Source organism: Ferrovibrio sp. (genome assembly GCF_965278975.1).
Lineage (GTDB): Bacteria > Pseudomonadota > Alphaproteobacteria > Ferrovibrionales > Ferrovibrionaceae > Ferrovibrio.
Window position 1 is genome coordinate 854,967 of the sequence record NZ_OZ257126.1, and the last position, 14,685, is coordinate 869,651.

Genomic DNA, 14,685 nt, shown 5'->3' on the forward strand with positions numbered 1-14,685 from the left:
CAAGAGGCATACCAACTCACGCGCCGGAAGGACGAGTCATGCCGTTACAAAGGCTTAAGGCGATAGCAGGGAACAGCAGGCAAAAGCCGGCCCCGTTCCGTGGCGCAATTTTGAGCAGCCGGAATAGTCAGAGGCCTGGAATCGAGGCAGCGCAATGAGCGATGCCATGGCGCTTGTCGCGTCTCTGCAAAGCGGCCGGCGCGATGCCGCAGCACTGGCTACTGATTGTCTGGGGCGCATCGCGCAGGGCGATGGCGTGCTGAAAAGCTGTATCAGCGTGAATCCGGCAGCCGCCACTGAGGCCAGGCAGGCCAACGGTCCGCTGCATGGCCTGCCGTTCGGCGTGAAGGATCTGCTGGCAACCAGGGGCCTGCGCAGCACGCAAGGCTCAGCTTTGTTCCAGGACATGGTGCCGGAGCGCGACGATCCGCTGATCGCGCGGGCGCGCGAAGCCGGCGCCGTGATCCTGGCAAAAACCAATACACCGGAATTCGGCTTCGGTGCCCATTGTAGCAATCGCCTGCTCAGCCCTACGGCGAACCCGCATGATCTGGCGCGCTCCTCCGGCGGCTCCAGCGGCGGTTCCGCGGCCGCCGTTGCCGCCGGCCTGCTCCCGGCTGCCATCGGCACCGATTTCGGCGGTTCGGTGCGCACACCGGCCGGCTTCTGCGGCGTGGTGGGTTTCCGCCCGACTCCGGGCCGCTTGGCCGCGCCCGAACGTCCGCTGGCCTGGGATGCCTTGCCCACAGCTGGTTTCCTCACCCGCAGCGCACGCGATGCACGCATGCTGCTGGATGCACTGTTACGGCCGGATGCCCACGATCCGCTTTCGATGCGCAACTGGCCGGCACCGGGTGCCATCCCGTCACCACGCATAGCGGCCAGCGAAGACCTGGGCGTGGCGCCTGTGGCGGCGAGCGAGCGCACGGCATTGCAGGCAGCAGCCAAGGCAATTGGCAGCGTGGTACAGGCCCATCCCGATTGCAGCGGCGCCATCGAGGCTTTCAAGGTCTTGCGCGCGGCCCATATTCATCAGGCGCTCTCACCGTTACGCGACCGCTTCGGCGAGCAGCTTACCGAGACCGTGCGCTGGAATATCGCACGCGGCGACGGGCTTTCCGCTGCCGAGTATCTTGCCGCCGAGCGCCAGCGTGGCGCCTTGCATCGCCGCTTCCTGGAATTCTTTGCCCGCCACGACTTCCTGCTGCTGCCTGCTGCCAGTATCGAGCCCTTCCGCCACGATGCCGGCGAAGTGCTCGAAATCGACGGCCAGACACTTGGCAGTGTGATCGATTATCTCGCCATCACCTTCATCATTTCACTGAGCGGCTGCCCGGCCCTGTCACTCCCCTATTGGCCCGAGGGCCGTGCGCTGCCTTTCGGTTTGCAGATTGTCGCCGCGCCTGGCGCCGATCATGCCCTGCTGGATTTCGCCGCCGGTCTGGAACAGCAACCCGGGTTCGGCTTCCGCCCGCCGGCTTTTTATATGGGAGACTTCTGATGCGGCGCCTGCGCCTTGGCATGCTCACGCCCTCGTCCAACACGGCACTGGAACCGGCGACTTACAAGTTGCTGGCGGAAACGCCAGAGGCGACGGCGCATTTCGCACGGTTTCCAGTCACCGAGATCGGCCTGGGCGACAAGGCGCTGGGCCAGTTCGATGCCGCGCCGATCCTGGCGGCAGCGGAACTACTGGCTCATGCCAAGGTGGATGTGATTGCCTGGAATGGTACATCCGCAAGCTGGCTCGGCTTCGAGCGCGATACGGCCTTGTGCGAAGTAATCACCGCGCGTACGGGGATTCCGGCCACCACTGCCATCCTGGCGCTGAATGAACTCTACCGCCGCCTCGGCGTGAAGAATTTCGGCCTAGTGACACCCTATACCGGGGACGTGCAGCGAAAGATCATCACCAATTACGCCGCTGCCGGCTGGGCCTGCCCGGCCGAAGCCCATGCAGATCTGAGCGACAATTTCTCCTTTGCCACCCTGCCGCCGGAGCGCATCGCAGCAATGATAGAGCAAGTGGCAGCACAACAGCCCGATGCCATCGCCGTGGTCTGCACCAATATGGATGCGGCGATCACGGCCGCGACACTGGAGCAGAAACTCGGCATTCCGGTGCTTGATTCTATCGCCGTCACTCTATGGGGTGCGCTGGAGCGGCTCGGTGCCGACAAGGCACCATGGCGGCGTTTCGGGCGGCTGTTCAGCCTCTAGACCGCTTCTTCGTCGGCATGCCAAGCGCCGAGGCCAGGTCGTTGTCGCGCTGTGCCGGTTCGTTCAGGTCCATGTCGTGTTCGACATGCTCAAGATGCCGGCGCATGATCGCGGCGGCAGTCGCCGCATCCTTGGCGACAATGGCGGCGACGATTTTCTCATGCTCATCGGGATGGCAGGCGGAATCATCGCCGCGCGCATAGAGCAGGATGGCCAGGCAGGTAAGCGCCTGCAATTCGGTAAGCAGCCGAACCAGGATAGGATTGCCGGCAACTTCCGCCAGCACCATATGGAATTCGCCGGTGAGCCGCACCAGGGTAGCGCGGTCATTGGAGCGCCGCACGGTATTCTCGGCTTCGAGATGCTTGCGCAGCCGGCGCAGGCCGGCGGTATCGGCACAGCGTGCCGCCTCGGCGGCAATCTCCGGTTCCACCATCTGGCGTACCGCCAGCACCTGGCGTGCTTCCAGCCGGCTTGGTGCGGCCACCGAGGCGCCGCGATTGGGCCGCTGCATCACGATGCCATCCTGCGCCAGACGCGCCAGAGCCTGCCGCACCACGGTGCGGCTGACACCGAATAATTCGGCCAGCCGCTCTTCGGTCAGTTTCTCACCCGGCTGCAGCCGGCGCTCGAAAATGGCCTGCAGGATACGCTGTCGGATCGGGGCTTCGGAAACCCCGCGAAGGTCGTCGGATGGCATGCTTAACCCAGACTGATGTACCCAATATAATATTAGAATGGATACAATAACGCCAGCGCCCGGTAGGTGGCCCATCCAACCTCGAAAATTGCTGGCGCCAGCCCCGCCTGTCACGGCAGGATAGAACCACCTCAGCCAGCACCGGGCCCGGCATGACATTCAATCGCCGCCACCTGTTCACAGCCCTCGCCGCTTTTGCCGCATGGCCAGCCCAGGCACAGGTGCTGGCCCAGGAAACTCAGGTAGATTTGGGGCTGGTGCTGGCGGTGGATTGCTCCGGCAGCGTGCAGGCGGAGCATTACGAGTTGCAGCAGCGTGGCTATGCCGATGCCTTCCGCCATCGCCGCGTGATCGATGCCATCCTGGGTGGCCTGCATGGCGGCATTGCCTGCACCTATTTTCAATGGTCCGGCCCCGCCTACCATAACCACACCATTCCTTGGACCATGCTGCGCAGCCGCGCTGATGTGCTGGCCTTCGCCCAGGCGCTGGGGGATGCGCCGCGCACCATTTTCGGTGGCGGCACGGCGCCGGCGGAAGCCATCGATTTCGGTGCTGCGCTGTTCGAGCGCATGCCGGCCAAGGCGCTGCGCCGGGTGATCGACATTTCCGGCGATGGCCGCAGCAACCGCGGCCGGCCACCGGCCATGGCGCGTGATGCAGCAGTGGCCAAGGGCGTAACCATCAACGGCCTGCCGATCCTGCATATGGAAGCCGATATCGACGAGTATTATGAGAAGAATGTGATCGGCGGCCCGGGCAGCTTCATGATTCCGGCGCGCGACTACGCCTCATTCGGCGATGCCGTACGGCGCAAGCTGATCCTGGAGATTTCTAGCCGAAACTGAGCCAGCCGGCACGGTTCTTCAATGCCGACAGAACGCTCATGCCGGTGATCGCCGAGGTTTTCGGATTGGCCTGCGAGGCACGGCCGGAAACGATCACGGTAAGCTGCGAATGCCGGCTTTCGGCTTCGATCCGCCCGGTGTTACCACTGGCCGCCGGATCGGCCACCAGTTCCACCCGGGTCTCCGCAAAGCCCAGGCCGGCCAGCGCCACCGTGGCGGCGATATTGGCATTCTTCGGATAAAGCAAAGCCGCCTGGTCCGCTGGACCGGAGAAGATCACGCGGCGCTCCAGCAGATTATCGAGATCGAAATCGGCTTCCGCCGGCGTACCCTTCCAGGCCTGCGGCGGCTTGGTGGAAGTGTAGGTGACGCGGAGCAGACCATCCTGCTGCATCGCCAGCAGGCCATCCAGGCCAGCCGTAGCCCCCACCGGGACCACCAGCCTGCCAACCCCTTCCCGCACCAGAGCAAATACCTGTTCGCGGAAATCTGCATCAGCCAGGGCACCGGTGGAAATGACATGCAACTCGGCACCAGTGCGCAAAATCGCTTCAGCATGATCACGCACTGCGCCCTGACCGGCCGCCTCGATAACAATATCGAGCTGCGCGCCCAGGAAGGCGTCCACTGTATCGGCGATCAGCACATGCGGCCCGGCGGCCCAGCGCGCCGCTTCGCGCTGCAGCGGCCGTACCAGCAGGGCCGCGAGGCTATAGCCCAGCGGCGGCTCCGCCGCCCAGGCTTGCAGAATGCTCTGGCCGATACCGCCAAAGCCGATAAGGCCGACACGCTTGGTCATCGGCCTTGAGTCTAGACACTTCTGGCGGCGCCTTCAAACCACTGCTTTCAGATAGCGCATCGGGCGGCCGGGATTGAGCGCCGCAGCGGCAGCAATGATCGCCTGGGCATCCAGGCCATAATGCCGGAACAGGTCCTGTATGGTGCCGGTCTGGCCAAAATGCTCGACGCCCAGGGCGCGCTGGCGATGCCCGGCCACGGCGCCTAGCCAGCCAAGGCCCGCCGGATGGCCATCCTGCACCGAAATGATGCCACAATGGCGCGGCAGAATACCGAGCAGCCGCTCGATATGTGAACGAGCATGCAGCAAGCCGCGTTCGCGCGCCCGCTGCGCCGCTGTCCAGCCGGCGTTGAGACGATCCGCCGAGGTGACGGCAAGCAAGGCAACGTCACGGCGGTCTTCCGCCATCATGCCCACAGCCTCGATGGCTTCGGGTGCCATCACGCCGCTATAGGCCACCACGATCTCCGTATTCGGCCCCGGTGGGCGCAGCCAATAGGCACCATCGATGACGCCGCGCGCCAGTTCTTCATCCATGCCGCGCGCAGGCTGCTCGATGCTTCGGGTGCTGAGCCGCAGGTAGACCGAGCCACCGGTCTCGTCGCGTAGCCAGCTATACTCGTCAGGCCCACCACCACCATCGCGCTGCAGGTAATCGAAAGCAAAGCGAAGGATCACCGCCAGTTCATCGGCATAGGCCGGCTCGAAAGTAGCAAGGCCATCCTGCGCCATGCCGATCAGCGGCGTGGCGATGGACTGATGCGCGCCACCTTCCGGCGCCAGAGCCAAACCCGAAGGCGTGGCTACAACGATGAAGCGTGCATCCTGGTAGCAGGCATAATTCAGCGCATCCAGGCCACGGCAGATGAAAGGGTCATAGAGTGTGCCGATCGGCAGCAGCCGCTCACCGAAGGTGGAATGCGACAAACCCAGCGCCGAGAGCATGGTGAACAAGTTCATCTCGGCGATGCCCAGTTCCATATGCTGGCCGCGCGGTGAAAAATCCCAGGTGAAAGTGGAGGGGATACGCTCCTTCTTGAACAGATCCGCCGTGGCCTGCTTGGCAAACAGACCACGCCGGTTTACCCAACCGCCGAGATTGGTCGAGACCGTGACATCCGGCGAGGTAGTGACGATGCGCTCAGCCAAGGCACCGCTGCTGCGCCCCAGTTCATTGAGGATCAATCCGAAAGCCTGCTGCGTCGACATCTCCGGCTGGCGCGGCAGCACCAGTTCCGCCGGCACCGGCACGCGCTCGGCATGGCGGCGACGTTGTTCGATATTCTGCCGGAACGGCACAGCATTAAAGAAGTCATCGATATCGGCGGGGGCTGCATCTAGGCCGGCATATTTACTCCACTCCTGACCAGCCGGCACCTGCATCGCCTGGCGGAATCCCTCCACCTGCTGCGGTGTCAGCAGGCCGGCATGGTTATCCTTGTGACCGGCCAAGGGTAGCCCGAAACCCTTGATGGTGTAGGCGATGAACACCACCGGCCGGTCATGGTCGATACGTCCGAAGGCGTCCAGCAGGCTTGGCAGATCATGGCCGGCAAGATTGGTCATCAGCCGCGCCAGTTCCGCGTCGCTGCGCCGCTCGATCAATGCCGTTACCGCTGCCTGGTCCCCGATATCGTCGAGCAGCCGCTTGCGCCAGGCGGCACCACCCTGGAAAGTGAGCGCGGAATAAAGCTGGTTCGGGCATTGATCGATCCAGGTGCGCAGCCGCTCGCCGCCCGGCTCCATGAAAGCCGCTTCCAGCAGCGAGCCATATTTCAGCACCACCACATCCCAGCCAAAGGCACGGAACAATGCCTCGAAGCGGGTGTAGAGACCCTCGCGGATCACCGCATCCAGGCTCTGGCGGTTATAGTCGATGATCCACCAGGTATTGCGCAGTCCGTGCTTCCAGCCCTCCAGCAGCGCCTCGTGAATATTGCCTTCATCCATTTCCGCATCGCCGAGCAGCGCGACCATGCGCCCCTCGGGCCAATCCTGCGCCCAGCCATGCGCCTTCACATAATCCTGCGCCAGACTGGAAAACAGCGTCTGCGCCACACCAAGACCCACCGAACCGGTGGAAAAATCGACCTCGGGAATATCCTTGGTGCGCGAAGGATAGGATTGCGCGCCCTTGTAGCCACGGAAATTCTGCAACCGCTCCAGGCTCTGACAGCCAAACAAATACTGGATGGCATGGAATATCGGGCTGGCATGCGGCTTCACCGCCACCCGATCCTGGGGCCGCAGCACATGGAAATACAACGCCGTCATGATGGTGGCGAGCGAGGCGCTGGAAGCCTGATGGCCACCGACCTTGAGGCCATCTGTCTTTTCGCGCAGATGATTGGCGTTATGCACCATCCAGGTAGCCAGCCACAGCACTTTGCGCTCAAGCTGCGCCAGCATGGCAAGCAAGCCAGAATCCTGGGACGATATCGGCATGGCAATGTCTCGGACGGTGGATTGATCCAGCCAATTTAGTACCGGCACAGCAGCATTGCTTTGCAAAGACCTTCCCTGGAAGCTATCTTTATGCAGAATTTTTCTAAAATAGGTCTGATTTAAGCATGAATATACCCCAATTCTCCCTAGACCAGATAGATCGGCGTATCCTGAAGCGACTCCAGGATAATGCCCGCCTCTCCAGCAGTGAATTGGCGGCAGAAGTGGGGATTTCCGCCTCGCCCTGCTGGCGGCGGGTGCGCGCCATGGAAGAAGCCGGCGTGATCGCGCGTTACGTCACATTGCTGAACCCGGAAGCACTTGGCCTCTCAATCAGCATCTTCACCAATGTGACCCTGGACAAGCAGATCGAGCCGGCGCTGGAAGCCTTCCAGAAAGCCGTGCGCAAGCGGCCCGAGGTGATGGAATGCTACCTGATGACCGGTGATTTCGATTATCTGCTGCGCGTGGTGGTGAGTGATCTCGGTGCCTATGAGCGCTTCCTGCTCGATCACCTCACCCGCATCCCCGGCGTTGCCAGCATCAAATCCAGCTTCGCCCTGAAGCAGGTGAAATACACCACAGCACTACCGATCAACGCATAATGCCTAGACGGCCTCGTAGGGCACCGTGAGCTGGGTACCCGGCACGATGATGCCGCCGCGCGCGCCGGGTTCGGTGCTGCCATAACGCTGGGCGAAGAAGGCGGGCAGCGGCCGGGCATTGGCCGGCGCCAGCCATAGCCGCAACAGATGCCGTCGCCTCGCCGGTTCGGCCCAATCCTCGAACGCCGTGCGGTCATGCAGCAGGGTGTGATTATGCACCAGTTGCACATCACCGGGCTGGAGCCGCATGTGGAAATTCAGTGCCGGATCGTTGGCCAGGGCGTCGAACAAGTCCAGCGCCTCGACCTGGGCTGCGGTAAGCGGTGGCACATCGGCAAAGCGGCGCGCGGATTCGATATATTGCCGCTGGTAGATGGCGTTGAGGCAGCCCTCATGCCAGCTATAGACCGGAATGGTGAAATACGGCTTCTCGCCCACCGGCACTTCGCCACGCCGGTCTGTCTCAACCGGCTCGAACAGCAGGGCAGCCAGATCGGGCCGGCGGCGGCGCATCTCGTTGAAGATGGTGACCGAACTGACCAAGGCGGAATCGCCGCCCCTGCGGGCTTCCTGCAGGCAGAGCAGGCCGACAATGTCGCAGGAATCGGTATGGAAGGTCTGGCGCTCATGGGTCTGGTAGATGCGCACATTCGGGTCGTCGCTGGACAGGCCCATATCCTTCACATGGCCGAGCAGATGGCCGCGGGCATTCTGCGACCGCGCCGAACCAATATGGCTGCCGATCCCCAGGAAGGCGATGGCGGCGTTGCGCTGGCTCCAGCGCTCCACCGGCAGGCCGCGCAGCAGGGCGAAGCCACGGCCATGCAGCACCTCGTCGCGGATCATTGCCAGGCGCGGCCCCAAGGTCGGCAACGGGAAGTCGGCTGGGGTCAGATGCGCCGGATCAGCCCGCAGGCCAGCCAGGGCAGCATCAATCTCGGCGATCTCGGCAGCGGTGAAATGCTCCAGCCAATCAGGCTGGCGCAGCATATCCGGCCCATACCACGCGGATGGGCCATTGATCTCAGGTGGCAGTTTCCTCATCCCTGCAGCTAAGCAGGGACGGGCATGGCCGTCAATTGCGTGAAATCCGGCACCGGGGCATGGCCAAAGCCGATGCAATCCAGCGAGCCAATCTGCAGCATGCCCTGCTCGATGCGCAGCCGCACCTTGCCATGATGGCGGTGATAGAGGTCCGGATGTGCCTTAAGGAAGGCATCAGCCTCGCTGGCCGGGCGTTCGCAGAAGCCATCAACGAAATGGTGCCCATTGCGCTCGACATGGGTGAGGCCGATATAGTTGACCAGCGCCAGATCCTGCTGCAGCGATACGCCAGCATGAACAGTAAGATCTTCAGCCGACATAAAGTAGCGGCGACCCGTGCCTTCAGCATTCCACTTCTCGCAGCGGGCACGGTTGATGATCGACTTGTAGAAGCCCTTGCAGGCCTTCGATGACACACCGTCATAGCCCAGCGCACGGGCGCGCGGGAAGGAATCAATCTCGCCATCCGACTCATCGATGATCAGCGGCTTCGCCTTGGTGAACGGCTCCACCGAGGTGGAAAGTGCCATCTGGCGGGCAATCGGCTGCTCCACGAACAGGGTCGATTGCGCCAGACGCTTGAGTGCCGGTGTCGCTTCGATGGCGTGCCACAATTCCAGCGCCGCTTCGGCGGTGGCATATTGCTCGTTGCCATCGATGGTGGCGAAATACGGCTCCGCCATGCGGTCGAGCACACTGGCGATCTTGCTCAGGCGCTCGATATCGGCCTTCAGGTCGCCGCCGACTTTGAGCTTGAAATAACGTTGACCATAGGTAGCCGCCACTTCCTCAAGCGTTTCCGGCAAGCCATCGTTGACGCGGTCTTCCGGCTTCTGGTCCGCCGCCACCAGCGGATCGACCATGCCCACGGTATGGCGCGCTGCCATGCTGGCCGCTGGCTTCAGGCCGGCGAGGAACTTGCCAAAATCGAACCCCGCCATATCCGGGATGATGGCATGTGGCTGCATGCCCGGCAGGTTGGCCTGCATCGCGGCATAGAAGCTGACACCCTGCAAGCGGCAAACGGCATCAAGGATGGCGCGATCGAGCAAAGCCGGGCCATAGCTCGCCACCAGCGGCAGCAATCCCTTGGCACCGCAGGCAGCGACATGCTCGGCATAATGATCGGCGAAGAAACCGAAAGGCGTGCGTGGCTTCGAAGCCATATAGAGGTCGCCGGCCATGGCGAGCGAGCGGCGTAACTGGTCGGCGGCCTGCTGGTCGCTGAGTTCCGGCCGCTTGTCGAACCATTTGCCGCCGATGGACTCAGATGAATAGCCCCAGCCTTCGCGGCCATCGGCCAGCCGCACCCGCAGGCGCACGACCGATTGGCGCCCGCCGGTGGAAGTGATGTTGCCGAAGCGGAAAGTCATGCGGTTGTTGTAGGCTCGCTCGAATGGCTCGACGGCCAGAACAGTGAGCAAAGGGGATTGGCTGGTCATGGTGTCGCCTCGATCAAGCCTTGCAGATAACCAATGGTGCGGGCGGCACAGGTGGCACCATCCGGCACATAATCGAAGGGTTCGGCGGCAATCCAGCCGCGATATTCCAGGCGCTTCAAAGCCGCGATCAATGGCGCAAAGGGATCATTACCCTGGCCCGGTCCGCGCTTGTTGCGGTCATTCACCTGGATATGCGCCACCATGCCAGTGGGTAGCCAGCGTTCCGCCAGTTTATCCAGCGGCTCGGCCTCCATCTGAACGGATGCGCTGCAATCAATCATGGTGCGCAAAGCCGGATTCCTGATCTGGCGCAGGATCGCCGCCGCCTCATCCAGCGTATTGATGAAATTGGCCCCCGGTGCCGCCAGCGGCTCGATGCAATAAGTGACACCGGCTCGTTCGGCATGGTCGGCGATGGCAGCAAGGATTTCCAGCGCATGACCACGGGCCATGTCGGCATTGCCATCCGGTAGCCGCCGCTGCGCCGGCGAGCCATGCACCAGCACGTCACCGCCAAGGGCAGCACAGAGATCAACCAGATGATGCATCACATCGCGGGTGCGGTGACGCACGCTCAAATCATCCGAGGTGATCGACAAGCCCGCCGGCTTCACCAGCAGCCAATGCAGGCCAGAGATGCGCAGCCCCGCATCCTCGGCAATCCGGCGGATTTCACCAATCCGCTGCGGCGGCAACTTGTGCGGTTCGTCGCCCAGTGTGAACGGCGCCACTTCCAGGCCCTGATAGCCTAAGGCCGAGGCAAGCTGGCATTGTGCCGCAAAGTCGCGCCCCTCTGCGATTACCTCATTGCAAAGGGACAGTTTCACAGCCTCACGCCTTGCGCCCAGTGAGTTTCTCGAAAATATCGAGCGAGAGCTGGCCGGCTTCGGCGGTGGCACGCACCTGCACAGTGCGCGGTCGCGGCAGGCTGATCGGCTTGATCTCCGCAATGCGGCCCGGACGTGCCGACATCACCACAACCCGGTCGGCCATGAACACGGCCTCCTGGATAGAGTGGGTGACGAAGATGATGGTCTTCCGCTGCTCAGAGCTTTCGCCCCAGACACGGAGCAATTCCAGATTCATGTCGTCGCGTGTCATGGCATCGAGTGCGCCGAACGGCTCATCCATCAGCAGCAGCGGCGGATCGAGCAGCAGAGCGCGGCAAAGCGAAGCGCGTTGCTGCATGCCACCGGAAAGTTCATTCGGACGCTTCTGCGCGAAATCCTGCAGGCCGGTGAGCCGCAGCAATTCAAAGGCGCGTTCGCGGTATTTGTTCGGATCAAGGCCGGCCAATTCCGCCGGCAGCAGCACGTTATCGAGAATGGTACGCCAGCGCAGCAGAACTGCCGCCTGGAACACCATGCCGACCGCCGCAATCGGCTTGGTCACCTCGGCACCATTCACCTTCACCGAACCGCGCGTCGACGGGCGCAGGCCGGCGATAATGCGCAGCAGGGTGGATTTGCCACAGCCACTGGGGCCAACCAAGGCAATGAATTCGCCGCGCCGGACGCTGAGCGTGATATCGCTCAGCGCCTCGACGGGGCCGCTTTCCGCCTGATAAATCATGCCAACCCGGTCGAGTTGGATCACTTCATCGTTCAACGCACGACCTCCTATCGAACCGGTTCAGGCAGAATACGAGTTCACTTGAAGCTGTCCGGCATGGACACCTTGGTGAGGAACTCGTTGGTGTAGACCTGCTCGCAGGCAACAGTCTTGCTGAGGCCCATATAGGTGTTCACCAGGTCAACCGAACCGCACATCTTCTTCGGGTCCATCCAGCCGATGCCATTCTGACGATAGCGATCGGTGTTCATCAGACTGAGACCAAGCATCGTGTTGGCCTTGATATAGGCCACATCGATTTCCGGCACCCGCTTCTTGTAGATGGCAATAGCAGCATCCGGATCGGCCATCACGTCGCGCCAGCCCATGTAGGAAGCCTCAAGGAAGGCCTTCAGCGCCTTCGAGCGGTCCTTCATGGTCTTTTCGCTCGCCATGATCGACATCGAATACATGTCGAAGCCGAAATCGGCCCAGGGCATCAGCACCGACTTGCCGGGACCACCCATCGCCTTGTCATAGTTCGGCTGGCCGGTGAGGTAATCGGCCACGGCATCGACGCGCTTCTCGCTTACCGCCGCCACCTTGGCGGTCGGCTCGATATTGACCCAGGTGACCTTGTCGATATCAACGCCATGCAGCTTGGCGAAGGCCGGCCAGACCTGGCGCTGGCTGTCGCCCGGCGGCGCGGCGATGGTGCGGCCTTCCAGATCCTTCGGCTTGCGGATCGGGGTATCCTGGCGGCTGAACACGTTCAGCGGCGTCTTGTCGAAGATCATGCCGACAGTCTTGATCTTGGCGCCGCGCGACACGGCAGAGATCACCACGGCAGCATCGGCAAGGCCGGCATCGGCGCGGTTGGTATCCACCTTGGCGATGGAGTCACCCGAGCCCTTGGAATTCTCCAGCGTCACATCAAGGCCGGCCTTGGCGTAATAGCCCTTGTCCAGCGCCACCCAATAGGCGGTGTGGTCGCCGACCGGGAACCAGTTCAGGGCAAAGAGGAATTTCTCCTGGGCCTGGGCAGCAGACGCACCCGCGAGCGCGAGCGAAGCCGTCACCAGAGCGCCAAACACCGTTTTGTACCGTTTCATCGCTACCCTCCTGTTGCTGTGTTCGTTGGTTGCAGTGTTTTTACTGATTATCGGCGTTATCGGCCCAGGGCGTGAGGATGCGGGTGAGCATCGCCACAATACCGAAGACCGCGAAACCCATGAGCGAAATCCAGAACAGTGCGGCAAAAGCCACCGAGGTATTCATGCTGCTCTGGGTCGCAATGATCACATAGCCAAGGCCGCGCTGCGAAGCGACAAATTCACCGACGATGGCACCAACCACGGCCGAAGTTGCGGTGATCTTCAGCGCACTGAGAATGAAGGGATAGGCATTCGGGATGCGAATCTTGACGAATACCTTCCATTTCGGTGCGCTGAACACGCGGCCAAGATCGAGCAGATCACGATCGATCTGCGTCAGACCCACGGCTGTATTGATCACCACCGGGAAGAAGCCAATCAGCGCACCGATCAGCATGTTGGGCAGGATGCCGTAGCCCATCCAGATCAGGAACAGCGGCGCCACCGCCACTTTGGGCAAGGTATTGACGAAGACCAGGAACGGCATCAACGCACGCGAGATCAGGGTGGACCAGGCGATCATGGTGCCAAGGAACACACCGGCGATGGCGGCGATGGTGAAGGCGCCAAAGATTTCCAGTGCCGTCACCCAGATATGGCGGCTCCAGGGAATCTGGTTGCCGGTGAGCGCGGCATAGACCGATTGCGGCGAGGGCAGCAGGTATTCACGAACACCGCCCACCGTCACCGCCAGTTGCCAGGCGATCAGCAGCACCACGAACAGCGACAAAGCCGGCAGGCGCTCGAACGCCCATTTTACTGCCTTCATCATGCCGCCAGCTCCTTCAGTGCCTGGTTGCTGTCGCCCGCCAGCCAGCGCTGCAGGTTGGCGGCGACGAATGCATCATCGGTGAGATGCGGATAGGCTTGTGCCACGCGCGTCAGTTCTTCCGCCTGCCCCGGACTCAAGCCCTCGTCAGGGTCGAGGCACCAGATGCCGCGCATCAGGCCCTGGCGGCGCAGGATTTCATGGCAGCCGGCGATGCAGCCATGGAAGGCATGAGCCACATCGAACAGCGCCGAATTGCAATCCGTCACCTGGGCATCCAGCGCCAGCAGGTCGGCACTCACTGCGGGCTTGGCGGCTTCCGCCTGGCAGCGCGCCAGAAGCTGAACCGCCGCACGCACCCAGACCGACCAATGGCCGAGCAGGCCGCCCTTGATCCGCACCGTTACCGGCTTGCCATCGCGCATCAGGGTATAGGGAGTCACCAGATCGGCGACGATATGATCGTCATTGCCGGTATAAAGCGTGACACGATTCTCGGCTCCGGCCGCCACCACGCCGCGGATCACATCCAGCGTCGCATAACGGTTGAACGGCGCCATCTTGATTGCCACGACATTTTCGATAGCCGCGAAGCGGCGCCAGAAATCGAAGGACAGGCGGATGCCGCCCACCGAAGGCTGCAAGTAGAAACCGACCAGCGGGATTTCCTTGGCCACGGCAGTGCAATGCTCGATCAACTCATCTTCGCTGGCGCCTTTCATGGCGGCGAGACTGAGCAGCCCGGCATGATAGTCCAGGCCACGCGCAATCGTGGCTTCGCGGCTGGCCTGCCCGGTACGGCCGGCCAGACCGGCAACGCGAACCAGTGGCCGCGATGTCCAGGCAGCGGCGGTATCAGCGGCGAGTTTCAATACCGGCTCGTAAAGGCCGACCTCGCGGATGGCGAATTGCGTGGTATGTACGCCGACCGCCAGACCACCCGAGCCGGCATCGACATAATAGCGCGTCAGCGCGCTCATGCGTTTGGGATCGAACTGGCGCTGCTCGTCCAGTGCCAGCGGATGCGCTGGAATCACCGTGCCCTGGCGCAGCAGGTTCAGTACCGGTGCCGGAATATCGCTCCAATGTCGTGCCATCGCTTTACTCC

The 14,685-nt window shown here is 62.4% G+C and carries 14 protein-coding genes; 4 read left to right on the plus strand and 10 right to left on the minus strand.

All coding sequences use genetic code 11. The annotated features are described in order from the left end of the window. Positions 1-166: 166 nt before the first annotated feature. Positions 167-1,501 carry an amidase gene (locus ACQY7X_RS04115; protein WP_428248582.1) on the plus strand — a complete coding sequence of 445 codons (1,335 nt, stop codon included), beginning with the start codon at positions 167-169 and terminating at the stop codon, positions 1,499-1,501. Then, on the plus strand, positions 1,501-2,220 hold the full coding sequence (locus ACQY7X_RS04120) for a maleate cis-trans isomerase family protein (protein WP_428248583.1): 720 nt from the start codon (positions 1,501-1,503) through the stop codon (positions 2,218-2,220). The genes ACQY7X_RS04115 and ACQY7X_RS04120 overlap by 1 nt, the downstream gene beginning before the upstream one ends. On the opposite strand, the gene ACQY7X_RS04125 is transcribed toward ACQY7X_RS04120, so the two are convergent. Continuing rightward, on the minus strand, positions 2,210-2,920 hold the full coding sequence (locus ACQY7X_RS04125; RefSeq protein WP_428248584.1) for a GntR family transcriptional regulator: 711 nt from the start codon (positions 2,918-2,920) through the stop codon (positions 2,210-2,212). The genes ACQY7X_RS04120 and ACQY7X_RS04125 overlap by 11 nt on opposite strands. 152 nt (positions 2,921-3,072) lie before the next feature. On the opposite strand from ACQY7X_RS04125, the gene ACQY7X_RS04130 reads away from it, so the two are divergent. Further along, positions 3,073-3,768 carry a DUF1194 domain-containing protein gene (locus ACQY7X_RS04130; protein WP_428248585.1) on the plus strand — a complete coding sequence of 232 codons (696 nt, stop codon included), beginning with the start codon at positions 3,073-3,075 and terminating at the stop codon, positions 3,766-3,768. Here the strand turns inward: ACQY7X_RS04130 and ACQY7X_RS04135 are convergent. Beyond that, on the minus strand, positions 3,755-4,567 hold the full coding sequence (locus ACQY7X_RS04135) for an aspartate dehydrogenase (RefSeq protein ID WP_428248586.1): 813 nt from the start codon (positions 4,565-4,567) through the stop codon (positions 3,755-3,757). The genes ACQY7X_RS04130 and ACQY7X_RS04135 overlap by 14 nt on opposite strands. A 33-nt stretch (positions 4,568-4,600) precedes the next feature. Then, positions 4,601-7,012, minus strand: a complete 2,412-nt coding sequence (locus ACQY7X_RS04140) for a transketolase-like TK C-terminal-containing protein (protein ID WP_428248587.1) — start codon at positions 7,010-7,012, stop codon at positions 4,601-4,603. Between the two features lie 125 nt (positions 7,013-7,137). Between ACQY7X_RS04140 and ACQY7X_RS04145 the strand changes: the two genes are divergently transcribed. Next, positions 7,138-7,617, plus strand: a complete 480-nt coding sequence (locus tag ACQY7X_RS04145; protein WP_428248588.1) for an Lrp/AsnC family transcriptional regulator — start codon at positions 7,138-7,140, stop codon at positions 7,615-7,617. A gap of 3 nt (positions 7,618-7,620) precedes the next feature. On the opposite strand, the gene ACQY7X_RS04150 is transcribed toward ACQY7X_RS04145, so the two are convergent. The 7 genes from ACQY7X_RS04150 to ACQY7X_RS04180 form a co-directional block, all read right to left on the minus strand. Continuing rightward, complete coding sequence (locus ACQY7X_RS04150; RefSeq protein WP_428248589.1) at positions 7,621-8,607, minus strand: TauD/TfdA family dioxygenase; 987 nt, start codon at positions 8,605-8,607, stop codon at positions 7,621-7,623. Positions 8,608-8,669: 62 nt separating this feature from the next. Further along, positions 8,670-10,103, minus strand: coding sequence for a hypothetical protein (locus tag ACQY7X_RS04155; RefSeq protein WP_428248590.1), 1,434 nt, complete (start codon positions 10,101-10,103; stop codon positions 8,670-8,672). Continuing rightward, positions 10,100-10,930, minus strand: coding sequence for a sugar phosphate isomerase/epimerase family protein (locus ACQY7X_RS04160; protein WP_428248591.1), 831 nt, complete (start codon positions 10,928-10,930; stop codon positions 10,100-10,102). The genes ACQY7X_RS04155 and ACQY7X_RS04160 overlap by 4 nt, the downstream gene beginning before the upstream one ends. A 4-nt stretch (positions 10,931-10,934) precedes the next feature. After that, positions 10,935-11,711: an ABC transporter ATP-binding protein gene (locus ACQY7X_RS04165; RefSeq protein WP_428248592.1), complete on the minus strand. Its 777-nt coding sequence runs from the start codon at positions 11,709-11,711 to the stop codon at positions 10,935-10,937. A 41-nt stretch (positions 11,712-11,752) separates the two neighbouring features. Further along, positions 11,753-12,766, minus strand: a complete 1,014-nt coding sequence (locus tag ACQY7X_RS04170; RefSeq protein WP_428248593.1) for an ABC transporter substrate-binding protein — start codon at positions 12,764-12,766, stop codon at positions 11,753-11,755. 40 nt (positions 12,767-12,806) lie between these two features. Continuing rightward, positions 12,807-13,580 carry an ABC transporter permease gene (locus ACQY7X_RS04175; protein WP_428248594.1) on the minus strand — a complete coding sequence of 258 codons (774 nt, stop codon included), beginning with the start codon at positions 13,578-13,580 and terminating at the stop codon, positions 12,807-12,809. Beyond that, the gene (locus ACQY7X_RS04180; protein ID WP_428248595.1) at positions 13,577-14,674 is read right to left on the minus strand and encodes a dihydrodipicolinate synthase family protein; all 1,098 of its coding nucleotides are present in this window, start codon (positions 14,672-14,674) and stop codon (positions 13,577-13,579) included. The genes ACQY7X_RS04175 and ACQY7X_RS04180 overlap by 4 nt, the downstream gene beginning before the upstream one ends. Between the last annotated feature and the right edge of the window lie 11 nt (positions 14,675-14,685).